This window comes from Micromonospora sp. DT229 (assembly GCF_049844505.1).
Lineage (GTDB): Bacteria > Actinomycetota > Actinomycetes > Mycobacteriales > Micromonosporaceae > Micromonospora.
On the sequence record NZ_JBNCLD010000012.1, the window covers coordinates 140,765 to 164,459 of the forward strand.

Consider the following 23,695-nt stretch of genomic DNA (forward strand, 5'->3'; position numbering starts at 1 on the left):
CATGTGCCCTCGGCCGCACAGCTCGTAGTTTCATGCGCCATGACGGCAGAACCCGTGGCGCTCCCCCACGTCGTGAACGTCGACCTCACCGGCCGCACCGCGCTGGTGACCGGTGGCGGCAGCGGCATCGGTCGGGCCTGCGCCCTGCGGCTGGCCGCGGCCGGCGCCGAGGTGCTGGTGGTCGACCGCAACGTCGAGGCGGCCCGGGTGGTGGCCGCCGAGGCCGGCGGGCGGGCCGTCGGACTGGACCTGGCGGACGTCGGCGCGATCGACCGGCTCGACGCCGAGGTGGACATCGTGGTCAACAACGCCGGCCTCCAGCACGTCGCCCCGATCCAGGATTTTCCGGTGGAACGCTTCGAGTACCTCCAGCGGGTGATGGTCGAGGCGCCGTTCCTGCTGATCCGGCGGGCCTTGCCGCACATGTACGCCCGGGGCTGGGGTCGGATCGTCAACATCTCCTCGGTGCACGGGCTGCGCGCCTCGCCCTACAAGGCGGCGTACGTCGCGGCCAAACACGCGCTGGAAGGACTGTCCAAGGTGGTGGCCCTGGAAGGCGCGGCGCACGGGGTGACCGCCAACTGCATCAACCCCGCGTACGTGCGCACCGCCCTGGTGGAGGGCCAGATCGCCGACCAGGCCGCCACCCACGGCATCCCGGAGCACGAGGTGATCGAGAAGATCATGCTGGCCCGGGCCGCGATCAAACGCCTGATCGAACCGGAGGAGGTGGCGGAGCTGCTGGCCTACCTGTGCGCCCCCCCGGCGGCCTTCCTCACCGGCACCTCGATCGCGCTCGACGGGGGCTGGACGGCGAACTAGTGGCCCCCCGCACAATGTCGGTCATGTCCTCGCCGCTGGAGTTCCTGGAACTACTGGCCCGGGAAGCCGCCCCGGTCGAGTTCGAGGGGCCGCTGGTGGCCGCCCGCTCCGCCGGGCTGCCGGCCGACCGGATCGCCGAGTTGGAGCAGGCCAAGACGGTGGCGCTGCGGGTCCGCGCGCTGCTGGAGCGCCGCCGCCGCCGGGAGAGCGAACTGCTCAGCCTGTACGACACCGTCAGCGACCTGGCCGGGCTGCGTGACCTCGACGAGGTGCTGCGGGCCATCGTGCACCGGGCCCGGCACCTGCTCGGTGCCGACGTCGCCTACATGACCCTCAACGACGCCGAACGCGGCGACACCTACATGCGGGTCACCGACGGCTCGGTGTCCGCCCGGTTCCAGCGGCTGCGGCTGCCGATGGGTGCCGGGCTGGGCGGGCTGGTGGCCCAGTCGGGCGCCCCGTACGTCACCGCGAACTATCCCCAGGACGAGCGCTTCCACCACACCCGGGAGATCGACGCCGGGGTGGGTGAGGAGGGACTGGTCGCCATCCTCGGGGTGCCGCTGCGGCTCGGCTCCACCAGCATCGGGGTGCTCTACGCGGCGAACCGGTCGGCCCGACCCTTCGCCCGGGAGGAGGTGGCACTGCTGCTCTCCCTGGCCGCGCACGCCGCGGTGGCGATCGACACCGCCCGGCTGCTGGCCGAGACCCGGGCCGCGCTGGCGGAACTGTCCTCGGCCAACACCACCATCCGGGCGCACAGCGCCTCGGTGGAGCGGGCCGCCGCCGCCCACGACCGGATGACCGCCCTGGTGCTGCGCGGGGGTGGGGTGGAGGACGTCACCGCAGCGGTCACCGAGGTGCTGGGCGGGGCCCTGCTGGCGCTGGACACCGAGGGTCGGCTGCTGGCCCGGGTCGGTGAACTCGACGAGCCGGACCGGGCGGACATCGTGGAGGCGGTGGCGGCCTCCCGGACCGAGGGACGCAGCGTACGCCGAGGCCAGCTGTGGTACGCGGCCGTGGTGGCCGGGGCGGAGAACCTGGGCGCCCTGGTGTTGCACCCCGAGGGGGAACTGGCCGACGCCGACCAGCGCATCCTGGAACGGGCCGCGCTGGTGACCGCCTTGCTGCTGCTGTTCCGGCGTACCGTGGCCGAGGCCGAGGGTCGGGTCCGGGGTGAGCTGCTCGACGACCTGATCGCCCGGCCCCTGCGGGACATCGAGGCGCTGCGGGGCCGGGCCCGCCGCCTCGGCGTCGACCTGGACGCCCCGCACGTGCTGGTGGCCGTCGACGACGACGCCATCGCCGCCACCGGATCGGCCCGACAGCGGGTGCTCTCCTGGGCCACCACGTACGCCTCGACCCGGGGTGGACTGGCCGCGGCGCGGGACGGGCGGGTGGTGCTGATGCTGCCCGGACAGGATGCCGGCGGCAGCGCCCGGGCGGTGTCGCGGGATCTGTCCCGGATCACCGCACGACCGGTGACCGCCGGGGCCAGCGGCCCGGTGACCGGCCCCACCTCGCTGGCCACGGCCTTCCGGGAAGCCGACCGTTGCCTGGCCGCGCTGGGCGCCCTGGGCCGGGCCGGGCAGGGTGCGAGCACCGCCGAGCTTGGCTTCGTCGGCCTGCTGCTGGGCACGGCCTCCGGCGGCGGCGACGCCGAGGTCAGCCGGTTTCTCGCCACCACCATCGGCCCGGTGGTGGACTACGACGCCCGGCGGGGCACCGCCCTGGTACGCACCCTGGAGTCCTACTTCGGGGTCGGTGGCAGCCTGGCCCGGGCCGCCGAGGTGCTGCATGTGCACGTCAACACGGTGACCCAGCGGTTGGAGCGGGTCGGGCAGTTGCTCGGCGCGGACTGGCAGAAACCCGAACGGGCCCTGGAGGTGCAGCTGGCCCTGCGGCTGCACCGGCTGCGTACCGGCTGAGCCGACCGACCCTTGCCTGCGGTCAGTGCTTGCCGTAGTGCTGCCGGGTCTCCCGGATCGCCTCCTCGGCGGCGGCCCGCTCCTCGGGGGTGACGCCCCGCCGGGCGGACAGCCAGGCCCGCAGCAGCTCCACCGCGATCGGCAGGACGGAGAGCCCCACGATGCCGATCAGGATGAACTCGATGTTGGCCTTGACGAACGGGATCTGCCCGAGGAAGTAGCCCAGCACGGTCACGCCGGTGCCCCAGAGGATGCCGCCGACGACGTTGTAGATGACGAAGGTGCGGTAGTTCATCCGGCTGACCCCGGCCACGATCGGGGTGAAGGTCCGCACGATCGGCACGAACCGGGCCAGCACGATCGACCGGGCGCCGTACTTCTCGAAGAACTCGTGCGCCTTGAGCAGGTTCTCCTGTTTGAACAGGCGTGAGTTAGGCCGCCGGAACAGGGCCGGGCCGACCTTGCGGCCGAACAGGTAGCCGACCTGGTCACCGGCGATCGCGGCGATGGTGATGAGCAGACACACCAGCCACAGCGGATATTTGAGGTACTGCCCGTCGGCCACCAGCAACCCGGTGGTGAACAGCAGCGAGTCACCCGGCAGGAAGAAGCCGATCAGCAGCCCGGACTCGGCGAAGACGATCACCAGGATGCCGATCAGCCCGAAGGTCGAGATCAGCCACTCCGGGTCCAGCCAGTCCGGCCCAAGGGCCAGGTTGGTGACGGGTGACAGCACGAAGACCTCCGATGGCTGGGAACGATCCCGATGACTGTGGGACGCCCGTAGTCTAGGCCCCTACCGGCTGCCCGTGGCCCCGACACCGACGCATGCCGATATCTCGCCCCGCACCGGATCGTCCGTCCTGGTCACCCCCGGTCGCGCACTTCGCCCCGGCGCGTCGCGGCGCTCTCAGCGGGCCCGGATGCCCGCCAGCACCTGGTCGACGACCTTCGCGGCAAGGGTCGACTCGTCGAGTTCGGGGTTCCAGTTCATCACCCGCTGGATGAGCATCGGACCCGTGATCATGGCCAGGGTCACCTCGATGTCCAGGTCGGCCCGCAGTTCCCCGTCGCGGATGCCCCGTCGCAGCACCTCGCGCATCACCGCCCGGCGGGGCTCGACGATGCTCTGGTAGAGCGCGTACCGCTCGGGGTTGCGTTTCACCTCGGGCACCAGACAGGGCATGATCTTCGCCGCCCGCGGGTCGACATTCTGCCCGACCGCCCCGACCAGGGTGATCAGATCCTCCCGGACGGACCGACCGGCCGGCTGCGGCTGGTCGCCCTTGAGGGTACGCAGGGCGTCGTGCAGCAGGGCCTCCTTGCCCGACCAGCGACGGTAGATGGTGGCCTTGCCGACCCCGGCCCGAGCGGCGATGGCCTCCACCGAGATCGCCTCGATCGTGCTGCCCTCCGCCAGGAGGTCGAGGGTGGCCTCGATGATCGCTTCGGCCGCGCGGACGCTGCGCGGCCGGCCGGGCGGCCGCGGAGCGTCTGCCGTGCTAGTCATGCCCGCATTGTTCCCGACGCTACGCCGTACCAGCCAACTCGGGTTCACCGACCGTGTCCGGTACGGCTGCCCCGGGCCGGGCCGGCATCCAGCGCAGCGCCACCAGGGCGCCGCCGACCGTGATCACGGCGGCCAGCGCCGCGGAGACATGCATCGCCGAGACGAAGGCGTCGTTGGCCGCCGTGATCAGCTGCGGCGCCGCCGGCCCGAGCTGACCGGCGACGGCGTACGCCCCGGCGATCGACTCCCCGGCCGACTCGCGTGCCCCCGGCGGCAACTCCTCCAGCGTCGGCGCGATGCCGTTGCGATAGCCCGCGGCCAGCACCGAGCCGAGCACCGCCACCCCCAGCGCGGCGGCCGTCTGCCGGATGGTGTTGCTGACCGCGGAACCGACACCGGCCTTCTCCCTGGGCAACGAGGACATGATCGACTCGGTGGCCGGGGGCATGATGTTGGCCATCCCGGCCCCCTGGATGAAGAAGAACACGAGCACCACCCAGATGGGGGTCACCGCGTCGATGAAGGCGAAGGCGGCCAGCGACACGGCGGCCAGCAGCAGCCCCACCACCGACACCGCCCGGGGGCCGTACCGACGCACCATCGTGGCGCTGAGCGGGGCGAAGACGAGTTGGGCGACCGCGAACGGCAGGAAGATCAGGCCGGTCTGCAACGGACTGTAGCCCCGCACCAGTTGCAGGTAGAACGAGCTGAAGAACATCACCCCCATGGCCGCGAAGAAGACCAGCCCGATCAGCGCCACCGGTACGGCGAAGCGCGGCTCCCGGAACAGCCGGACGTCCAGTGAGGGGTGGCTGCTGCGCCGTTCGTAGGCGACGAACCAGGCCAGCACTCCGATCCCGGCCACGATGGCGGCCCAGACCACCGGCCGACCGAACCCGTGCTCACCGCCGTCGATGATGCCGTAGGTCAGGGTGACCAGACCGACCACCGAGAGCACTACTCCGAGCACGTCGATCCGGCCCGGGTTCGGATCCCGGGACTCGGGTACCAGCAGCGCCACCAGGACTATGCCGAGCCCGATGACCGGCACGTTGATCAGGAAGACCGAACCCCACCAGAAGTGCTCCAGCAGCAGGCCGCCGAGGATCGGGCCGATCGCCATCGCCAACCCGACCGCGCCGGCCCAGATGCCGATGGCCCGCGCCCGCTCCCGTGGGTCGAAGACATTGGAGATGATCGACAAGGTGGCCGGCATGACGGCCGCGCCACCGGCCCCCATCAACGCCCGGGCCGCGATCAACTGCGCGGGATTCTGCGCGTACGCCGAGCACAACGACGCCAGGCCGAACAGCACCAGGCCGATGAGCAACATGCGACGCCGACCGGCGCGGTCGCCGAGCACCCCGAAGGTGAACAGCAGTCCGGCGAAGACCAGGGTGTAGGAGTTGATCGACCATTCCAACTCGCCGTGGCTGGCCCCGAGACCGTGTACCGGATCGGCGATGGTCCGCAGGGCGACATTGAGGATCGTGGTGTCCAGGACGACCACGAGCAGACTGACCACCAGCACCCCGAGGATCGCCCATCTCCTCGGATGCCCGGTGTCGGCAACAGACGGCATCCCCGCACCCCCGGTTTTCGATACGACCGCGTCCGTAATCGAATCCGAGCCTAGGGTCACCAGTATCGATACTGAACCGTTTCGTATCTGATGTGACCGCCGTCACTCTGCTTGCTTGATGTCTCCGCTGCGCCGCCGCCAGCGCTCCCGTCGTGGGCGTTGACGCGTCACAGACGGGCGGGCGTGAGCTTCGGGTGCACTTGTCGCGGCCCCAGCGACAACAGACGCACCCGAAGCCGCCAGGCTGGTCGACCTTGCGCCTCGGTTCGCCGATCACGCAGCGGACCGGCCCACCTCGGCGCCGCGGCGGTGCACTGTACGTCCGCCGCGTAGGCCCTCCTCGGCTGGCGGGTGGGCGGAGGGGTTGATCAGGGTGGGTAGGTTGATGATCCACTCAGCAATTCGCCCCGGAAGGTCCACACCCATGCCAATCGGCTTCATTCTCTCGATCGCCACGGCGGTCATCGCGGCCATCGCCGTCGCCGTCGCTCTGCTCGGCGGCCACCGCAGCGTGCGACAGATCGGTGCCCTGGCGGCGATCTCCGCACTGGCCGTGACGCTCCTGCTCACCGTCACGTCGAGCGCCCACTCGGTACCGATCCGTTCGGTCGGGATCGTCACCAGCTTCGGCAAGCCGACCGGTGAGGTCACCGGCTCCGGCCTGAAGTGGGTCGCGCCGTGGCAGCGGGTCGGCGAATGGGACGCGGGCCGACAGAAGTACGACCACATCGGCAACGACGCCTGTGTGCGGGTGCGTACCGGCACCCTCGCCGACGCCTGCGTCGAGGTGCTGATCGAGTGGCAGGTCAAGCCGGAGAACGCCCCGCAGCAGTTCATGGACTACAAGGGCGACTTCGGCAGCTTCCGGGGGCAGCGGGTCGGTGTGCAACTCGACAGTGCGGTCAACGACGCCTTCGCCTCCTACAACCCGCTGGAGCGCATCGACGCGAAGACCGGCAACCTGAACGTCGACCTCAAGCCCTTCGCCGAGAGCATCAAGTCCAGCGCCGAGACCCGGTTGGGCAGCGACGTCGACATCCTGTCGGTGACCATCACCCGGGTCAACCACGACGAGAAGACCGAGGGCAACATCAAGGCCTTCCAGGACAAGCTCGCCCAGACCCGCAATCTCGAACAGGACCGCCGCAACGCCGAGATCCAGAAGGAGATCACCGAGACCAACGCCAAGGTGGACAAGGTGACCCGCTGCCTGGAGATCGCCGAGAAGAACGGCAGTTCCCCGGGGCTGTGCATCAACCCGGGCATCGTCACCGGCACCGCGAGGTGACCCGACGCCCCTCGCCGGACGGTGACCGAACCGGACGGTGACCGAACCGGACGGTGACCGGCGAAGCGGGCGGCCACCGGACCGGACGGTGACCGTACCGAGCTGGCGGTCCGGCGAGGGGCGTGTGATCAGCTGGTCAGGGCCTCCAGGGCCAGGTCGACGTCCTGCTGGGTCGAGTACAGGTGGAAGGAGGCGCGGACGTTGCCGGCGCGTACCGCCGCCCGGACACCGGCCCGTTCGAGCTTCTCCTGTGCGTCGGCGACCTGCACGGTGACGATCGCACTGTCCCCCGGCGGCTGTCCCAGCCCGGCGAGGAACCGGTTGGCCAACGCCACGTCGTGCGCGTGCACCGCCGCCACCCCGATCTCCAGCAGCAGCTCCAGTGTCGGGGCCGCGCCGACCCAGCTGAACCAGGCCGGCGAGATGTCGAACCGGCGGGCGTCGTCGGCCAGCCGCAGCGGCGGACCGTAGTAGGAGCCGTGGGGATCACGGCCGGCGAACCAGCCGGCGGCGTCCGGGCGCAGCCGGTCCCGCAACTGCGGCGCCAGGTAGGCGAAAGCGGTCCCGCGCGGACCCATCAGCCACTTGTACCCGCCGGCCACCACCGCGTCGGCCCGGGCCGCCTCGAAGGGCAGCCAGCCGCAGGCCTGGGTGGCGTCGACCGCGACGAGCGCACCGTGCGCCCGGGCCGCCGCGACGATGTCGTCGTACGCGGCGATCATGCCGTCGGCGGACTGCACCAGGCTGAACGCCACCAGGTCGGTGCCGGCGTCGATCGAGGTGGCCAACTCGGCCAGCGGCACCGTGCGTACCTCGACCCCCCGGTCCTGTTGCACCAGCCAGGGGAACAGGTTGGAGGTGAACTCCACCTCGGGCACGACCACCCGGGCACCGGGGGGCAGTGCGGCGGCGATCGGTGCCAGCAACTGCGAGACGGTGACGCCGACGGCGACGTCGGCCACCGGTACCCCGGTCAGGCGGGCGAAGGCCGCCCGCGACCGGTCCGTCGCCGTGCTCCAGTCCTCCCAGGATCCGGTCCCGCGACGCCAGTCGGTCAGGGCCTGCTGCACCGCGTCCCAGGCCGGGTCGGGCGGTAGCCCGTAGCTGGCGGTGTTCAGCCATCCGGGTCGCGGTTGCCACAGCTTCTGTGCCTGCTCAAGCTCCACGCAGACCGACGCTAGTCGCCGGTGCCGACAGGTGCGCAGCGCCAATCCGCACCCTTTGGCCCTCAACCTTCGGGCGAAGATCGACACCGTTTCGGCGGTGTGGCGGGGTCCCGACCGGTCTGTCACCGCCATTCCGCCGAAACGGCGCCAGCCACACCCCGGCCCGTCGCCGGGGCGGGGTCAGCTGACGTTGGCTGGGCCCAGGACACTCTTGAGGTCGGCCATCAGGGCGGTGGTCGCCGCCACCCGGACCGGCCCCAGCCGCAGCAGGGTGGTCCGGCTGCCGTTGAGCAGCTTGACGTGCACCTCGGCGTCGCCGGGGTGCAGCACCAGGGTCTCCTTGAGCCGTTCCACCAGGGGTGGGGTGCAGCGGGTCACCGGGATGGTGAGGGTGACCGGCTTGTTGGTGGCGCTGGCGCTGACGTCGGGCAGGGACATGTCCATCGCCATGATGCGGGGGATGTCGTCGCGTCGGTCCACCCGGCCCTTGACCACCACGATGGCGTCCTCGGCGATGTACTGCCCGATCACCTCGTAGGTGTTCGGGAAGAACAGGGTCTCCACCCCACCGGCGAGGTCCTCCAGGGTGGCCGAGGCCCACGCCCGGCCCTGCTTGGTGACCCGCCGCTGCACCCCGGAGAGGATTCCGGCGAGGGTGACCACCGCCCCGTCAGGCACGGTGCCCTCCTCGGACAGGGTGGAGATGGTGCAGTCGGCCGCCGAGCCGAGGATGTGCTCCAGGCCGAACAGCGGGTGGTCGGAGACGTACAGGCCGAGCATCTCGCGCTCGAAGGCCAGCTTGTCGCGCTTGTCCCACTCCCCGTCGCCGATGGTCGGCATGACAGTGGTGTTGGTGGCCACCTCGGCCTCACCGAAGCCCGCCCCGAACAGGTCGTACTGACCGACGGCCTCCTTGCGCTTGACGTCGGCGTACGCGTCGATGGCGTCGGCGTGCACGGTGAGCAGGCCCTTGCGCGAGTGCCCCATCGAGTCGAACGCGCCGGCCTTGATCAGCGATTCGATTGTCTTCTTGTTGCAGACCACCGCGTCCACCTTGGACAGGAAGTCGTAGAAGTCGGCGTACTCGCCCTTCTCCTCCCGGCAGCGCATGATCGAGGTGACCACGTTCGCGCCGACGTTGCGGATCGCGCCCAGGCCGAACCGGATCTCCGTACCGACCGGGGTGAAGGGCCCGGCGGAGGTGTTCACGTCCGGTGGCAGCACCTGGATGCCCATCCGGCGGCACTCCGACAGGTACAGCGCCATCTTGTCCTTGTCGTCGCCGACGGAGGTGAGCAGCGCCGCCATGTACTCGGCCGGGTAGTGCGCCTTCAGGTACGCCGTCCAGTACGACACCAGCCCGTACGCGGCGGAGTGCGCCTTGTTGAAGGCGTACCCGGCGAATGGGACCAGGACGTCCCAGACCTTCTGGATGGCGTCGTCGGAGTAGCCGCGTTCGCGGCAGCCGTCCCGGAACGGGATGAACTCCTTGTCCAGGATCTCCTTCTTCTTCTTACCCATCGCCCGGCGCAGCAGGTCGGCCTGCCCCAGGGTGTAGCCGGCGAGGATCTGCGCGGCGCGCTGCACCTGCTCCTGGTAGACGATCAGGCCGTAGGTGGGGGCGAGGATCTCCCGCAGCGGCTCCTCCAGCTCCGGGTGGATCGGGGTGATCTCCTGGAGGCCGTTCTTGCGCAGCGCGTAGTTGGTGTGCGAGTCCACGCCCATCGGGCCGGGCCGGTACAGCGCGAGGACGGCGGAGATGTCCTCGAAGTTGTCCGGCTTCATCATCCGCAGCAGGGAGCGCATCGGCCCGCCGTCGAGCTGGAACACGCCCAGGGTGTCGCCTCGGGCCAGCAGCTCGTAGGCGGGCTTGTCGTCCAGCGGCAGGCCCAGCAGGTCCAGCTCCTTGCCGTGGTTGAGCTGGATGTTCTTCACCGCGTCATCGATGATGGTCAGGTTGCGCAGGCCGAGGAAGTCCATCTTCAACAGCCCGAGCGACTCGCAGGTCGGGTAGTCGAACTGGGTGATGATCACCCCGTCGGAGTCCCGGCGCATCAGCGGGATGTGATCGATGATCGGCTCGGCGGACATGATGACGCCGGCGGCGTGCACACCGGTCTGCCGGATCAGCCCCTCGATGCCCCGCGCGGTGTCGATGACCTTCTTGACGTCGGCCTCCGACTCGTACATGCCGCGGATCTCGCCGGCCTCGGCGTAGCGCGGATGCTTCGGGTCGAAGATCCCTTCCAGGGGGATGTCCTTGCCCATCACCGCCGGGGGCATGGCCTTGGTGATCCGGTCCCCGACCGCGTACGGGTAGCCGAGCACCCGGGCCGAGTCCTTGATCGCGGCCTTGGCCTTGATGGTGCCGAAGGTGGCGATCTGGGCGACCTTGTCCTCACCCCACTTGTCGGTGACGTACTTGATCACCTCGCCGCGCCGACGCTCGTCGAAGTCGATGTCGACATCCGGCATGGAGACCCGCTCGGGGTTCAGGAACCGCTCGAAGATCAGCCCGTGTGGGATCGGGTCCAGGTCCGTGATGCCCAGGGCGTACGCGACCAGGGAACCGGCCGCGGAGCCACGGCCCGGACCGACGGCGATGCCCTGGTTCTTGGCCCACTGGATGAAGTCGGCGACCACGAGGAAGTAGGACGGGAAACCCATCTGGATGATGACGCCGAGTTCGTACTCGGCCTGTACCACGTGCCCCTCGGGGATGCCGTTCGGGAAGCGGCGGGCCAACCCGGCGAAGGTCTCCTTGCGGAACCACGACTCCTCGGTCTCGCCATCGGGCACCGGGAAACGCGGCATCAGGTTGTGGAACTCGAACATCCCCGCCGGGTCGACCTTCTCGGCCACCAGCAGCGTGTTGCGGCAACCCTCCAGCCAGAGTTCCGAGGAGTTGACGTCCCGCATCTGGTCGGCCGACTTGATGTAGTAGCCGCCGCCCTCCAGGCGGAACCGATTGGGGTCGTTGATGTTGCTGGCCGTCTGCACGCAGAGCAGCACGTCGTGCGCCTCGGCCTGCTCCTCGCGGGTGTAGTGCGAGTCGTTGGTGACCACCGGCGGGATGTTGAGCTTGCGACCGATCTCGATGAGCCCGTCCCGGACCCGCTTCTCGATGTCCAGGCCGTGGTCCATCAACTCCAGGAAGTAGTTCTCCTTGCCGAAGATGTCCTGGTACGCCCCGGCGACCTTGAGCGCCTCGTCCATCTGACCGAGCCGGATGCGGGTCTGCACCGCGCCGGACGGGCAACCGGTGGTCGCCATGATCCCCTCGGCGTACTCGGCGATCAACTCCATGTCCATCCGCGGCCACTTGATGTAGTGGCCCTCCATGGAGGCGCGCGAGTTCAGCTTGAAGAGGTTGTGCAGGCCGTTCTTGTTCTTCGCCCACATGGTCATGTGGGTGATCGCGCCGTTACCGGATACGTCGTCGCTCTTCTGTTCCGGGCGGCCCCACTTGACCCGCTGCTTGTGGAAGCGCGACTCCGGCGCCACGTACGCCTCCACGCCCAGGATCGGCGTCACCCCGGCGGCCATGGCCTGCTTGTAGAAGTCGTTCGCGCCGTGCATGTTGCCGTGGTCGGTCATCGCGACCGCCGGCATCCCCTGCCGCTTGACCTCGGCGAACAGGTCCTTGAGCCGGGCCGCCCCGTCGAGCATCGAGTACTCCGTGTGCACGTGCAGATGCGCGAACGAATCGCTCATGCGAAGGCCCTCCGGGTCGGATGATCGAGTCGGCCGGCCCACCCTATCCCGCCACCGGAGGGCCTCTCACGCGGCGCGCGGCAGTCGTACCCCAGACCACCCCCTCCCCGCCGATCTTGCAGTTCTGGTCGCCGCATAACCGGACAGGAGCCGCAATTTGGCGACCAAAACTGCAAGATCGCGAAGGAGTGGGTGGGGTGGGGTGGGGTCAGTGTGTGAGGGGGAGGTTGGCCTCCTGGCGGGCCCGCTCGTCGCCGCTGAGAGTGTGCAGCGGCTTCTCCCGGATGAACAGCACCGCCAGCAGGGCCAGGAAGGCGATCGGCGCGCCGATCAGGAACAGCTCCGAGGTGGCGGTGGCGTACGCGTTCTGCACGATCACCAGCACCGGCTCCGGCAGGGTGGACAGGTCCGGTACCTCGGTGGTGCCGCCGCCGGTCGCACCGGCGGCCGGTCCGAGCTGCTCGGTCATCAGGCCGGTCACCCGGTTGGCCAGCACCGCCCCGAGGGCGCTGACCCCGATCGCGCCGCCCATGCTGCGGAAGAAGGTGAGCACCGAGGTGGCCGCACCCAACTCGTGGGCGGGTACGTCGTTCTGGGCCGCCAGCACCAGGTTCTGCATCAGCATGCCGACCCCGATGCCGAGCAGCGCCATGTAGCTGAACAGCAGCGGCAGGGGGGTGTCGATGTCGATGGTCGACAGCAGCAGCATCGCGGCGGCCATGGTGGCGGCCCCGGCCACCAGGTACGCCTTCCACCGGCCGTACTTCGTGATGAGCTGGCCGGCGATCGTGGAGGAGACCAGCAGACCGAGGATCATCGGCAGGCTCATCAGGCCGGCGATGGTCGGCGACTTGCCCAGGGAGGTCTGGAAGTACTGGGACAGGAAGACCGTCCCGCCGAACAGGGCGACACCGACCAGCATGCTGGCGACGGTGGTCAGGGTGACCGTACGGCTGCGGAAGATCTCCAGCGGAATGATCGGCTCGGACGCCCGGGACTCGACCCAGACGGCCGCCACCAGCAGCAGCACCCCACCGACGACCATCAGGGCGGTCCAGCCGGAGGCCCAGGCGAACTTGTGTCCGGCCAGCGAGGACCAGATCAGCAGGGTGCAGACGCCGGCGGTGATCAGCGCCGCGCCGGCCCAGTCGATGCGGGCCTTGCGGCGGATGACCGGCAGGTGCAGGGTGCGCTGGAGCAGGACGATGGAGATGATGCTGAACGGCACCCCGATCAGGAAGCACCAGCGCCAGCCCAGCCAGGAGGTGTCCACCAGGACGCCACCGATCAGCGGGCCGGCGATGGTGCCGACCCCGAACACCGCGCCGAAGATGCCGGCGTAGCGGCCCAGCTCACGGGGCGGGATCATGGCCGCCATCACGATCATCGCCAGGGCGGTCATGCCACCGGCGCCGATACCCTGCACCACCCGGCTGACCAGCAGCACCTCGACGTTCGGGGTGAGTCCGGCGATCAACGAGCCGAGCACGAACAGCCCGAGGGAGAGCTGGATCAGCAGCTTCTTGCTGTAGAGGTCGGCCATCTTGCCCCATAGGGGCACGGTGGCCGTCATGGCCAGCAGTTCGCTGGTGACGATCCAGGTGTAGACCGTCTGGCTGCCGTTGAGGTCGGCGATGATGCGCGGCAGCGCGTTCGCCACCACGGTCGAGGCGAGGATCGCCACGAACATCCCCACCATCAGCCCGGAGAGGGCCTGGAGGATCTCCCGGCGGGACATCCGGCCGTCGGTCGCCCCAGCGGCGTCGACCGGCTCGATCGAAGTCTTCATGACACTTCTTTCTCACACGTGGTACGGCCTCGGCGCGAGTACGCCGGGCCAGTGGTGGTGGTCGGGATGCCGGTGGTGGCCTCGGTGGTCAACCGGTGCGGGGGTCGGGCAAGCCGGCGGCGACCGCGGCGAACGCTTCGTCGAGCAACGCGGTCAGGGGGCCGGCACCGCCGGTGGCCCACCGGATCATCGCGGTACGCAGTGCGGCCCCCGCGACCCCCACGACCAGCGCCGGGTACGCCTCATCGGCCGCCAGTCCGGTACGCGCGGCAACCGCCTCGATCAGGACCCGTTCGGTGGTGGCGTTGCCGGTGACCAGGCGGCCCAGCAGCACGGGATGCTGGGTGACCACCCGCAGTCTCAGCTGCCACAGTTCGGCGTCCCCCTGCGCCTCCTCGACGGCCTCGATGAAGGCGCGGCGCAGCGCCTCCAGTGCGGGCTGCTCCGGGGGTACGGCGGCGAGCGCCCGCAGCACCCGCTCGCGGTCACCCTCGCTGTCGCCCACCAGGGCGTCGTCCTTGGTCGGGAAGTAGTTGAAGAAGGTCCGGGCGGACACGTCCGCAGCCTCACTGATCTCCTCGACCGTCACCTGGTCCAGGCCACGCTCGGCGACCAGCCGCAGGGCGGCGGCCGCCAGGGCGGCCCGGGTCTGCCGCTTCTTGCGGTCCCGCCGACCCAGCGTCGTCATCTCGTCCACCGGCACGGTAGAAACCGTACGACCGAAGGTGCATTCACTGCAAAGTTTTACCGTGTGACGCAAATTTCCCTGGCGGACACCATGTCGGGCGACGGAGACCAATGGTCGCCGAACACTATTGGCGTACGAACACTGTTGGTCGCTGGACATTAGTGTGTGGCACACAGTATGGTGTGACGCATGGGCAGTGACGACGTGTTGCGGACACATCTGCAGGAGTTACGCCGGGGAACGGTGGTGGTGGCCAGCCTGGTGGCCCTGCGCCAACCCGGCTACGGGTACGCACTGCTGCAACGGCTCACCGGGCACGGCTTCCCGGTGGACGCCAACACCCTCTACCCGCTGCTGCGCCGGCTCGAAGAGCAGGGGCTGCTGACCAGCGAGTGGAACACCGAGGAAAGCCGGCCGCGCAAGTTCTACCGCACCAGCGAGGCGGGTGAGCAGGTGTTGGAACGCCTGCTGACCGACCTCGCCGCCGTGCAGACCTCTCTGACCGCCCTGATTGAAGGAGCCCCCCGATGACGACCTCCCTGACCGACAGGTACCTCGCCGCCACCCTGCGCTCGGTGCCGACGGCGCGTCGCGAGGAGATCGCCGACGAACTGCGCGCCTCGATCGCTGACATGATCGACGGCCGGACGGCCGAAGGGCTCGACGCCACCACGGCCGAGCGCGAAGTGCTCACCGAGCTGGGCAACCCGGCCGAACTGGCCGCCCGGTACGCCGACCGAAGACTGCAACTCATCGGCCCGACGTACTACCTGGCCTGGCAACGCCTGATGATCGGGTTGCTGAGCACCATCCCGGCCATCATCGGGGTACTGATGGGTGTGCTGGAGGCCACCGTCTCCGACAACGCGGGCGGGGCCATCGGCAAGGGCATCGTCGCGGCGTTCAACGTAGCGGTGCAGATCGCCTTCTGGGTGACCCTGATCTTCGCGATCATGGAGCGGGTGGGCACTCCGCTCAACCAGCCACAGTGGAGTGTCGACCGGCTCCCGGACGAGCCCGTCGAGCGGGACGTCAGCCTCACCGACGTGTGCGCCTCGATCGTGTTCCTGGTCCTGCTCATCGCCGCCCTGCCGTGGCAGCACTTCCAGACCGTGGTCGGCGACGGTGACCGGTTGCCGCTCCTCGACCCCGCACTCTGGAGCTTCTGGCTGCCGGTGCTGCTCGCCGTCCTGGTCGCCAGCATCGGGCTGGAGGTCGCCAAGTACCGGGCCCGCCGATGGACCTGGCCGCTGGTCGCCGTCAACGCCGCCCTCAACCTGGCGTACGCCGTGCCGGTGATCTGGCTGCTGAGCACCGACCGCCTGTTCAACCCCGAGTTCGTCGACCGCTTCGCCTGGCTGCGCGACGGCGGCATCGACACCGTCGCCCAGATCAGCATCGTGGTCATCGTCGCCACCACCCTCTGGGACATCGTCGACAGCGCCCTGAAAGCCCGCCGCCCCACCCCCACCCCCACCCCCACCCCCCGCTAACCCACCCCCACCCCCACCCCCACCCCACCCCCACCCCACCCCCACCCCACCCCCTGACCTCCCCGTTGATCATGAGGTTAACGGCAGTCGTCGATCTCCAGACTGCCGCCAACCTCATGATCAACGCGGTGAGGGCCGGGGGTGGGGTGGGTGAGGTGGGGGGCGGGGGTGGTGGGGCGAAAGTAGGCTGGCCTGCGACAGGTGTGACGCGTAACCAGGGGGGTGCCGTGGAAGTAATAATCGGATTGGTGTGCCTGGTCCTGATCGTCGTGGCGGTGCTCGGCTTCGGGGTCTCGATCTACAACGGGCTGGTCCGGGCCCGCAACGCGTACCGCAACGCGTTCTCCCAGATCGACGTGCAGTTGGTCCGTCGACACGATCTGATCCCCAACCTGGTGGAGACCGCCAAGGGTTACCTCAAGCATGAGCGGGAGACCCTGGAGGCGGTGATCGCCGCCCGCAACGTCGCCGTCGACGCGCAGGCCGCCGCCGCGGCCGCTCCGGGCGATCCGGCCGCCATGCAGCGGCTCAGCGGGGCGGAGAACGCCCTGACCGGCACTCTGGGTCGGCTGTTCGCCCTCTCCGAGGCGTACCCGGATCTCAAGGCCAATCAGAACATGATGCAGCTGTCGGAGGAGTTGACCTCGACGGAGAACCGGGTCGCCTTCGCCCGGCAGGCCTACAACGACGCCGTGATGGCCTACAACAACAAGCGTGAGGTCTTCCCCTCCAGCCTGATCGCGGGGATGTTCTCCTTCGGACCGGCCGCCCTGTTCGAGCCGGACGACCCGCAGCAGCGGCAGGCCCCGCAGGTCAGCTTCTGATGAACTTCTTCGAACGGCAGCGCCAGGTACGCCGGCTGTCGACCCGGCTGGTGCTGCTGTTCGTCCTGGCCGTGATCGGCATCGTGGTGGTGGTGAACCTCGCGGCGATCTTCGCCTTCAACGCGACCGCCGCCGACCCGGGGCAGTTGGCCGGCTTCGTGGCCATGGTGACCGTGGCGACCGTCGCGGCGATCGGGCTGGCCGCGCTGGTGCGTACCCTCGCCCTGCGCGGCGGCGGCGGGAAGGTGGCCCGTGAGCTGGGCGGGGTGCCGGTGCCGCCGAACACCACCGACCCGGAGCTGCGTCGGCTGCGCAACGTCGTCGAGGAGATGGCGCTGGCCTCCGGGGTACCGGTACCCGAGGTCTACGTACTGCCGGAGGAGACGGCGATCAACGCCTTCGCCGCCGGTTGGGGTCCCTCGGACGCCGCCGTGGCGGTGACCCGAGGGGCCTTGCAGCGACTCAACCGCGACGAGCTCCAAGGGGTCATCGCCCACGAGTTCGCGCACGTGGTCAACGGGGACATGCGGCTCAACATCCGACTGATGGGCCTGCTGTTCGGCATCCTGTTCCTGACCGTGATCGGCCGGGGCCTGTCCCGTTCCGGGCTGATCAGCGGCGGCAACCGGCAACGCGGCAACAACGGTGGAGCCAACCCGCTGCTGCTGGTGGGGCTGGCCCTGCTGGTGGCCGGGTACGTCGGGGTGCTCGCCGGGCGACTCATCCAGGCCTCGGTGTCCCGGCAACGGGAGTACCTGGCGGACGCCTCGGCCGTGCAGTACACCCGGCAGACCCGGGGCATCGCCGGGGCGCTGAAGAAGATCGGTGGCCTCTCCGAGGGCTCGGAACTGAAGTCGCCCAAGCGCGACGAGGTGGGGCACATGCTCTTCGGCGAGGCGGCGGCGTCCTGGTTCGCCACCCACCCGCCGCTGGCCGACCGGATCCGCGCGTTGGAGCCCTCCTTCGACCCCGCCGAGCTGCAACGGCTGTCCCGGCAGTGGGCGGCGGCCCCGCCGTCCGGTCGGCAGGAGGATGTAGCCCTGGGCCTGGCCCCGACCGCACCCCCACGACCCGCCGGCCAAGGAACCCCCAACCAGGCCGCGCCAGGCCAGGCCACAACCGGGGAGGTACGCCCGTCCGGGGCGGCCTTGCCGGGGGCGGGGACCCGGGTACGGGTCGCGCCGACCGAGGTGATCGGGCGGGTGGCCGCGCCCACCGAGAGCGCCTACCAGCACGCCGCAGCCCTGCTGGACCAGATCCCGGCCGAGCTGCTGGATCGGGCCCGGGACCGGAACACCGCCGTACCCCTGCTGCTCGGTCTGCTGCTCAGCGCCGATCCGCAGATCCGGCAGCACCAGTACGCCGCCCTGGCCCACCAACACGGTCGGGAGCTGGCCGACGCCGCGATCGGTCAGGCACAGGCCCTGACCGGGCTGCACCGGATGCTCGTACTGCCGCTGGCCGAGTTGACCTTCCCGGCGCTGCGCGACCGGCCGGCCCCGGAACTGGAGTCGATCCTGGCGGCCGTGTTCACCCTGATGAACGCCGACGATGCGATCGACGTGTCCGAGTACTGCCTCTCCCGGTTGTTGCTGGCCGAGATCCAGGAGTCTTTGCGGCCGGACTCCCGCTGGCGCACCGACCGGCGGAGCATGACCGACGCTCGCTCGGCGGCGGGGTTCCTGCTGGCCACCCTCGCCCAGGTGGGGCATGGCGGGCAGGCCGAGGCCGCCCGCGCCTTCCAGGCCGGCATCGACACCCTGCTGCCGGGCACCTCGTGGGCGTACGCCCCGCCGGAGAACGGCGTACTCGCCCTGGAGACCGCCTGGCCGGTGCTGGACGGGCTCCGCCCGGCGGACAAGGAACGGCTGGTGGCCGCCGTGGTGGCGGTGATCAGTGCCGACGGGATGATGACGGTGGCCGAGTTCGAGCTGCTGCGTACCATCTGCGGCCTGCTGCACTGCCCCCTGCCCCCGATGGCCGGCGCGGGAATCGGCTGAACGCGGCGTCGAGCACACCGATGCGGCCCAGGTTGGGACAGCGGCCGTCGGGCTGGCATCCTGGCCCGGGTGACCAGCGAGAAGGCCGAAGGATGGCGGCGACCCGGACCCACCCCCGAGCAGCAGCGGATCGACCTCTACGCCGGTCTGGCCGCCACCGTCCTGGCTCTGCTCAGCCTGACCTTGGCCAACAGCACCGGGTACTTCCTGCTCGGCCCGCCGCCCTCCGGCCTGGAACAGCTCCTCTGGACCGTCGCGGTGCCCCTGCCGCTGATCTGGCGGCGCCGTCACCCCACCGCCACCGCCCTGCTCATCTCCGCCGCCTTCATCGGATCGCAGGTGCGGGCCGTACCGGAGTGGCAGCTCTCCCAGTGGGCCCTGTTCGCGGCCATCTTCACCCTCGGCGCGTGGGGGCGCGACCGAAGGCTGTCCCGCCGGGTACGGATCAGCGTGATCGTCACCATGTTCCTGTGGCTGGCGATCTCCTACGGGATCAACTTCGACCGGATGCCCCCGGACGCCTTCGCCGACGCGATCGGGCCGGTGCCGCCGATGATCGCCGCGATCGTCACCGGTGTACTGGTCAACGCCCTGTTCTTCGGCTTCGCGTACTTCTCCGGCGAGATCGCCTGGGTCGCCGCCCGCCGGCAGCACGAGCTGGCCGAGCAGGCCGAGGCGCTGCGCCGCTCACAGGCGGAGGCGCGCGAGCACGCGGTGGTCGGCGAACGGGTCCGCATCGCCCGGGAGCTGCACGACGTGGTAGCCCACCATGTGTCGGTGATGGGGGTGCAGGCGGCGGCCTGCCGCCGGGTCTTCGACAGGGACCCGGCCAAGGCCCGGACCGCCCTGACCTCGATCGAGGAGTCCGCCCGGACCGCCGTGGACGAGCTGCGCCGGATGCTCGGGGTACTGCGCGCCAACGACAACGAGCCGGACGACACCACGGCTCAGGCCGTCGGGATCGCCCAGGTGGAGGCGGTGGTCACCCGGGCTCGCGAGGCCGGGCTACGCGCCACCCTGGGGGTGTACGGTGACCGGACCCCGCTTCCCGAGTCGGTCTCCCAGGCCGCGTACCGGGTGGTGCAGGAGGCGGTCACCAATGTGTTGAAGCACGCCACCGGAGCACGGATTCTCGATGTGCGGATCCGCTACCTGGCCCAGGAGGTGGAGGTCGAGGTGACCGACGACGGCCAGGTCAGCCGCTCCCCCGACACCGACGGGCTGGGCCTGATCGGGATGCGGGAACGGGTGGCCACCCACGGCGGTGAGCTGGAGGCCGGTCCGCGTGCCGGGGGTGGCTGGCGGGTACGGGTGCGCTTCCCCCTGCCGGTCACGGCGGGACGGTCGGCATGAGCACCCCACTGGGCGACGGCGAGGGGTTCGGACTCGACCGACCGATCCGGGTGCTGCTGGCCGACGACCATCATCTGGTGCGTACCGGCTTCCGGGTGATCCTGGAGATCGAGGACGACATCGAGGTGGTCGGCGAGGCCGCCGACGGGCAACGGGCGGTCAGCATGACCCGGGCGCTGCGCCCGGACGTGGTGCTGATGGACGTGGAGATGCCCGAGGTGGACGGGTTGGAGGCGACCCGGCGGATCCGTGCCGAGCAGGACCAGGGTGGTCCGGCGGTGTTGATCCTCACCACCTTCGACCGGGACGATTACCTGTTCGCCGCGCTGCGCGCCGGGGCCAGCGGCTTCCTGCTCAAGAACGGCACCCCGGAGGCGTTGATCGAGGCGATCCGGGTGGTGGCCCGGGGTGACGGTCTGCTCGCCCCGGAGATCACCCGCCGGGTGATCGCCACCTTCGCCCGGTCCGGCGGGCCGGGCGCCGGTGGGCCGGATCCGCGGGCGGCCCTGGCCGACCTCACCCCCCGGGAGCGGGAGGTTCTGGTCCTGGTCGCCGGGGGTGCCAGCAATGCCGAGATCGCCGGCGCCCTGCACCTCGGCGAGGCGACCGTCAAGTCGCATGTCAGCCGGGTGCTGGCGAAGCTGGAGCTGCGGGACCGGGTGCAGGCGGTGGTCTTCGCGTACGAGCAGGGGGTGGTCCGTCCCGGCGGGTGAGTGGCCTCCGCCGCGAGGATGAGCAGTGATCTCCGTCCCCGGGCGGACGGCAGCAGATCATGAAAGATCTAGCGTGGACGCCGTGACCACAGTCCTCCGCCTCGACGGTGTCGACCGCAGCTTCGGCGACCGTCAGGTGCTCAGAAACGTGTCCTTCGAGGTGGCCGCCGGTCGGATGACCGGCTTCGTCGGCGGCAACGGCGCCGGCAAGACCACCACCATGCGGATCATCCTCGGGGTGCTGGCCGCCGACGCGGGGCAGGTGACCTGGGGCGGCAGGCCGCTGAGCCGCCAGATCCGGGGACGGTTCGGCTACATGCCGGAGGAGCGCGGCCTCTACCCGAAGATGAGTGTCCGGGAACAGGTGGTCTACCTGGGCCGGCTGCATGGGTTGACCGCCGAGGCCGCCCGCCGTGCCACCGACGCGCTGCTGGACCGGATCGGCCTCGGTGAACGGGGCGACGACCTGCTGGAGACGCTGTCGCTGGGCAACCAGCAGCGCGCCCAGATCGCCGCCGCGCTGGTGCACGACCCGGAGGTGCTGGTGCTCGACGAGCCCTTCTCCGGGCTGGACCCGATGGCCGTGGACACCATCCTGGCGGTGCTGCGGGAGCGGGCCGCCGCCGGCGTACCGGTGTTGTTCTCCAGCCACCAGCTCGACGTGGTCGAACGCCTCTGCGACGACCTGGTGATCATCGCCGACGGTGCGATCCGCGCCGCCGGCAGCCGTGAGCAGCTGCGGGACTCGGCGGCAGCCCACCGCTTCGAGCTGGTGGTGGACGCCGACGCGGGCTGGCTGCGGGACCAGGCCGGGGTGAGCCTGGTCGACCTGGACGGCCCCCGCGCCGTCTTCGACCTAGCCCCCGGCACCGACGAGCAGACGGTGCTGCACGCCGCGCTCGCTCGCGGGCCGGTGCGCGCGTTCCGGCCGGTCACTCCCTCCCTCGCCGAGATCTTCCGAGAGGTCACCAAGTGAACACCTTCGAGGCCACCCGGCTGGTCGCGGCCCGCGAGATCCGGGTCAAGCTGCGCGACCGCACCTTCCTGATCAGTACGCTGTTCTTCCTGCTCATCGCGGCGGCGGCGACCATCCTGCCGCCCCTGCTCTCCGGTGGGCCGTCCACCGTGGCGGTGACCGAGGCGGCTGCCGCCCCGCTGCGCCAGGCGGGGTTGGAGGTGCGGGTGGTGGCCGACGACGCCGCCGCGGAGCAGGCGGTCCGCGACGGCGACGCCGACGCGGCGGTGGTCGCCGGCCCGGTCGTGCTGGCCATGAACGACGCCCCCAGCGACGTGGTGTCCGCGTTGAGCAGCGCACCGCCGGTGCGGCTGCTGAACCCGGACGCGGTGGATCCGGTGGTGGCCTTCCTGGTGCCGTTCGCCTTCGCCTTCATCTTCTTCATCACCTCGCAGATCTTCGGCGTGCAGATCGCGCAGAGCATCATCGAGGAGAAGCAGACCCGGATCGTGGAGATCCTCGTCGCCGCGGTGCCGGTGCGCGCCCTGCTGGCCGGCAAGATGCTCGCCGGCACCCTGCTGGCGCTGGGGCAGATCGGCCTGATCGCCGTCGTCGCGTTGGCCGGTATGGCCTTCGGCGACAGCAACGAGTTGCTCTCCCTGCTCGGCCCGGCGATCGGCTGGTTCGTGCCGTTCTTCCTGCTCGGCTTCGTGCTGATCGCCTCGATGTGGGCGGCGGCCGGTGCCCTGGTCAACCGGTTGGAGGACCTCAACGGCGTGTCCATGCCGGTGCAGCTCGCGGTGATGCTGCCGTTCTTCGCGGTGGTCTTCCTCAACGACAACCCCGGCGCCATGCAGGTCCTGTCCTACCTGCCGTTCTCGTCGCCGACCGCGATGCCGCTGCGGCTGTTCAGCGGTGACGCCGCCGTCTGGGAGCTGTTCGCCTCCCTGGCCCTGCTGCTGGTCTCGGCGCTCGGGTTCGTGCTCGCCGGGTCCCGGGTGTACGAGGGTTCGCTGCTGCGCACCAACGGCCGCACCTCGATCCGTACCGCCTGGCGGGAGCGCGAGACCCTGAGCTGACCGGCAGCACCCCGGCCCCTACGGCGGTCGGGGCGGACCTCGGGCGGCAACTTCGGCGAAGTTGCCGCCCGACACGGCGCTGCCGGTCAACCGTGGAACGGGATGGTCGACCAGTTGGCGGGCAGGCGGGGGACGGGCCAGGCCGGGTCGGGCCGCCAGGTCGCCCAGGACTCGTCCCACCAGCGTCGGCCCGCGTCGAGCAGGGCGGCGATCCGGTCACCCTCGGCCCGGATCGCCTCGGCCATCCCCGGGTAGCGCCCCTCGGCCAGCCGCTGGGCGAACAGTTCCACGTCCTTGAATACGTACCGGTCGGTGTCCGCCGCCCACCACAGGTCAAGCTCGTGGTCCAGGGTGTCCACCCCGATTGGGGTACGCCGGAAGGGGTCCTGGAGGTTGAAGTACCAGCCGGCGAAGGTGCGCTGCGGGCCGGACCAGAAGACCTCCACCGCGTGTGCCTCGCCGGGCCGGTGCAGCATCAGCTTGCCGTGCCCGGTCCAGGCGTAGTGACCGGCCACCTGCCAGGGGTGCCGGCCGGACGGGAAGCGGCCCTCGGTCGGGAAGCCGAACTCCGTACCGGGTGGCAGGTAGAGCGCGAGCAGGTCGGGGCTGTCCTGGACGCAGATGGTCGGGCAGCCGAACCAGACCTCACCGTGCAGGATCTCCCGCCGGACCACCACGTCACCCGGTCTGAACCGTTCGACCGCCACCACTCCCCCTAGTACGGCAGCCGCCGTTCGGGATCATGGCTGGAGTTCGAGGTTGAGGCGGCGTGTGTAGTGGGATTGTCGGGC

General features: G+C 70.3%; 19 protein-coding genes. 11 read left to right on the plus strand and 8 right to left on the minus strand.

Going from position 1 to position 23,695, the window contains the following annotated elements; genetic code table 11:
* The first annotated feature begins 39 nt into the window (after nucleotides 1-39).
* The gene (locus tag ACLQ2T_RS19780; protein WP_425767827.1) at nucleotides 40-822 is read left to right on the plus strand and encodes a 3-hydroxybutyrate dehydrogenase; all 783 of its coding nucleotides are present in this window, start codon (nucleotides 40-42) and stop codon (nucleotides 820-822) included.
* 14 nt (nucleotides 823-836) lie between these two features.
* Nucleotides 837-2,750, plus strand: coding sequence for a helix-turn-helix domain-containing protein (locus ACLQ2T_RS19785; protein ID WP_425767851.1), 1,914 nt, complete (start codon nucleotides 837-839; stop codon nucleotides 2,748-2,750).
* 22 nt (nucleotides 2,751-2,772) lie between these two features.
* Here the strand turns inward: ACLQ2T_RS19785 and ACLQ2T_RS19790 are convergent, their stop codons facing one another.
* The 3 genes from ACLQ2T_RS19790 to ACLQ2T_RS19800 all read right to left on the minus strand — a co-directional run bounded on the left by ACLQ2T_RS19790 (nucleotide 2,773) and on the right by ACLQ2T_RS19800 (nucleotide 5,842).
* The gene (locus ACLQ2T_RS19790; RefSeq protein WP_425767828.1) at nucleotides 2,773-3,486 is read right to left on the minus strand and encodes a DedA family protein; all 714 of its coding nucleotides are present in this window, start codon (nucleotides 3,484-3,486) and stop codon (nucleotides 2,773-2,775) included.
* Between the two features lie 174 nt (nucleotides 3,487-3,660).
* Nucleotides 3,661-4,260, minus strand: coding sequence for a TetR/AcrR family transcriptional regulator (locus tag ACLQ2T_RS19795; protein WP_425767829.1), 600 nt, complete (start codon nucleotides 4,258-4,260; stop codon nucleotides 3,661-3,663).
* Between the two features lie 19 nt (nucleotides 4,261-4,279).
* A complete protein-coding gene (locus ACLQ2T_RS19800; RefSeq protein WP_425767830.1) occupies nucleotides 4,280-5,842 on the minus strand; it encodes an MFS transporter in 1,563 nt (520 codons plus the stop codon).
* A gap of 424 nt (nucleotides 5,843-6,266) precedes the next feature.
* Here ACLQ2T_RS19800 and ACLQ2T_RS19805 point away from each other — a divergent pair, with 424 nt between their 5' ends.
* The gene (locus ACLQ2T_RS19805) at nucleotides 6,267-7,130 is read left to right on the plus strand and encodes an SPFH domain-containing protein (RefSeq protein WP_425767831.1); all 864 of its coding nucleotides are present in this window, start codon (nucleotides 6,267-6,269) and stop codon (nucleotides 7,128-7,130) included.
* 128 nt (nucleotides 7,131-7,258) lie between these two features.
* On the opposite strand, the gene ACLQ2T_RS19810 is transcribed toward ACLQ2T_RS19805, so the two are convergent.
* From ACLQ2T_RS19810 to ACLQ2T_RS19825, 4 genes are all read right to left on the minus strand, one after another.
* Nucleotides 7,259-8,296 carry an aminotransferase class V-fold PLP-dependent enzyme gene (locus tag ACLQ2T_RS19810; protein ID WP_425767832.1) on the minus strand — a complete coding sequence of 346 codons (1,038 nt, stop codon included), beginning with the start codon at nucleotides 8,294-8,296 and terminating at the stop codon, nucleotides 7,259-7,261.
* A 180-nt stretch (nucleotides 8,297-8,476) separates the two neighbouring features.
* A complete protein-coding gene (gene dnaE, locus ACLQ2T_RS19815) occupies nucleotides 8,477-12,010 on the minus strand; it encodes a DNA polymerase III subunit alpha (RefSeq protein ID WP_425767833.1) in 3,534 nt (1,177 codons plus the stop codon).
* 208 nt (nucleotides 12,011-12,218) lie between these two features.
* On the minus strand, nucleotides 12,219-13,799 hold the full coding sequence (locus tag ACLQ2T_RS19820; RefSeq protein ID WP_425767834.1) for an MDR family MFS transporter: 1,581 nt from the start codon (nucleotides 13,797-13,799) through the stop codon (nucleotides 12,219-12,221).
* Nucleotides 13,800-13,887: 88 nt separating this feature from the next.
* Nucleotides 13,888-14,502 carry a TetR family transcriptional regulator gene (locus ACLQ2T_RS19825; RefSeq protein WP_425767835.1) on the minus strand — a complete coding sequence of 205 codons (615 nt, stop codon included), beginning with the start codon at nucleotides 14,500-14,502 and terminating at the stop codon, nucleotides 13,888-13,890.
* Nucleotides 14,503-14,676: 174 nt separating this feature from the next.
* Here ACLQ2T_RS19825 and ACLQ2T_RS19830 point away from each other — a divergent pair, with 174 nt between their 5' ends.
* The 8 genes from ACLQ2T_RS19830 to ACLQ2T_RS19865 all read left to right on the plus strand — a co-directional run bounded on the left by ACLQ2T_RS19830 (nucleotide 14,677) and on the right by ACLQ2T_RS19865 (nucleotide 22,904).
* On the plus strand, nucleotides 14,677-15,018 hold the full coding sequence (locus ACLQ2T_RS19830; RefSeq protein ID WP_102658059.1) for a PadR family transcriptional regulator: 342 nt from the start codon (nucleotides 14,677-14,679) through the stop codon (nucleotides 15,016-15,018).
* Nucleotides 15,015-15,980: a permease prefix domain 1-containing protein gene (locus ACLQ2T_RS19835; protein ID WP_425767836.1), complete on the plus strand. Its 966-nt coding sequence runs from the start codon at nucleotides 15,015-15,017 to the stop codon at nucleotides 15,978-15,980. Before ACLQ2T_RS19830 ends, ACLQ2T_RS19835 begins: the two co-directional genes overlap by 4 nt.
* A gap of 248 nt (nucleotides 15,981-16,228) precedes the next feature.
* A complete protein-coding gene (locus tag ACLQ2T_RS19840) occupies nucleotides 16,229-16,804 on the plus strand; it encodes a LemA family protein (RefSeq protein ID WP_425767837.1) in 576 nt (191 codons plus the stop codon).
* On the plus strand, nucleotides 16,804-18,804 hold the full coding sequence (locus tag ACLQ2T_RS19845; RefSeq protein WP_425767838.1) for a M48 family metalloprotease: 2,001 nt from the start codon (nucleotides 16,804-16,806) through the stop codon (nucleotides 18,802-18,804). Before ACLQ2T_RS19840 ends, ACLQ2T_RS19845 begins: the two co-directional genes overlap by 1 nt.
* A gap of 69 nt (nucleotides 18,805-18,873) precedes the next feature.
* Complete coding sequence (locus ACLQ2T_RS19850) at nucleotides 18,874-20,157, plus strand: sensor histidine kinase (protein WP_425767839.1); 1,284 nt, start codon at nucleotides 18,874-18,876, stop codon at nucleotides 20,155-20,157.
* A complete protein-coding gene (locus tag ACLQ2T_RS19855) occupies nucleotides 20,154-20,870 on the plus strand; it encodes a response regulator (protein WP_425767840.1) in 717 nt (238 codons plus the stop codon). Before ACLQ2T_RS19850 ends, ACLQ2T_RS19855 begins: the two co-directional genes overlap by 4 nt.
* A gap of 82 nt (nucleotides 20,871-20,952) precedes the next feature.
* Nucleotides 20,953-21,846, plus strand: coding sequence for an ABC transporter ATP-binding protein (locus tag ACLQ2T_RS19860; RefSeq protein WP_425767841.1), 894 nt, complete (start codon nucleotides 20,953-20,955; stop codon nucleotides 21,844-21,846).
* Nucleotides 21,843-22,904, plus strand: coding sequence for an ABC transporter permease (locus ACLQ2T_RS19865; protein ID WP_425767842.1), 1,062 nt, complete (start codon nucleotides 21,843-21,845; stop codon nucleotides 22,902-22,904). Before ACLQ2T_RS19860 ends, ACLQ2T_RS19865 begins: the two co-directional genes overlap by 4 nt.
* Before the next feature lie 86 nt (nucleotides 22,905-22,990).
* Here ACLQ2T_RS19865 and ACLQ2T_RS19870 read toward each other — a convergent pair whose 3' ends face one another.
* Complete coding sequence (locus ACLQ2T_RS19870; protein WP_425767843.1) at nucleotides 22,991-23,611, minus strand: DUF402 domain-containing protein; 621 nt, start codon at nucleotides 23,609-23,611, stop codon at nucleotides 22,991-22,993.
* Nucleotides 23,612-23,695 lie beyond the last annotated feature (84 nt).

Coding starts and splice junctions, on each gene's coding strand:
- ACLQ2T_RS19780 (WP_425767827.1), top strand. CDS start 40: ATGACGGCAGAACCCGTGGCGCTCCCCCACGTCGTGAACGTCGACCTC.
- ACLQ2T_RS19785 (WP_425767851.1), top strand. CDS start 837: ATGTCGGTCATGTCCTCGCCGCTGGAGTTCCTGGAACTACTGGCCCGG.
- ACLQ2T_RS19795 (WP_425767829.1), bottom strand. CDS start 4,260: ATGACTAGCACGGCAGACGCTCCGCGGCCGCCCGGCCGGCCGCGCAGC.
- ACLQ2T_RS19800 (WP_425767830.1), bottom strand. CDS start 5,842: ATGCCGTCTGTTGCCGACACCGGGCATCCGAGGAGATGGGCGATCCTC.
- ACLQ2T_RS19805 (WP_425767831.1), top strand. CDS start 6,267: ATGCCAATCGGCTTCATTCTCTCGATCGCCACGGCGGTCATCGCGGCC.
- dnaE (WP_425767833.1), bottom strand. CDS start 12,010: ATGAGCGATTCGTTCGCGCATCTGCACGTGCACACGGAGTACTCGATG.
- ACLQ2T_RS19820 (WP_425767834.1), bottom strand. CDS start 13,799: ATGAAGACTTCGATCGAGCCGGTCGACGCCGCTGGGGCGACCGACGGC.
- ACLQ2T_RS19830 (WP_102658059.1), top strand. CDS start 14,677: ATGGGCAGTGACGACGTGTTGCGGACACATCTGCAGGAGTTACGCCGG.
- ACLQ2T_RS19835 (WP_425767836.1), top strand. CDS start 15,015: ATGACGACCTCCCTGACCGACAGGTACCTCGCCGCCACCCTGCGCTCG.
- ACLQ2T_RS19845 (WP_425767838.1), top strand. CDS start 16,804: ATGAACTTCTTCGAACGGCAGCGCCAGGTACGCCGGCTGTCGACCCGG.
- ACLQ2T_RS19855 (WP_425767840.1), top strand. CDS start 20,154: ATGAGCACCCCACTGGGCGACGGCGAGGGGTTCGGACTCGACCGACCG.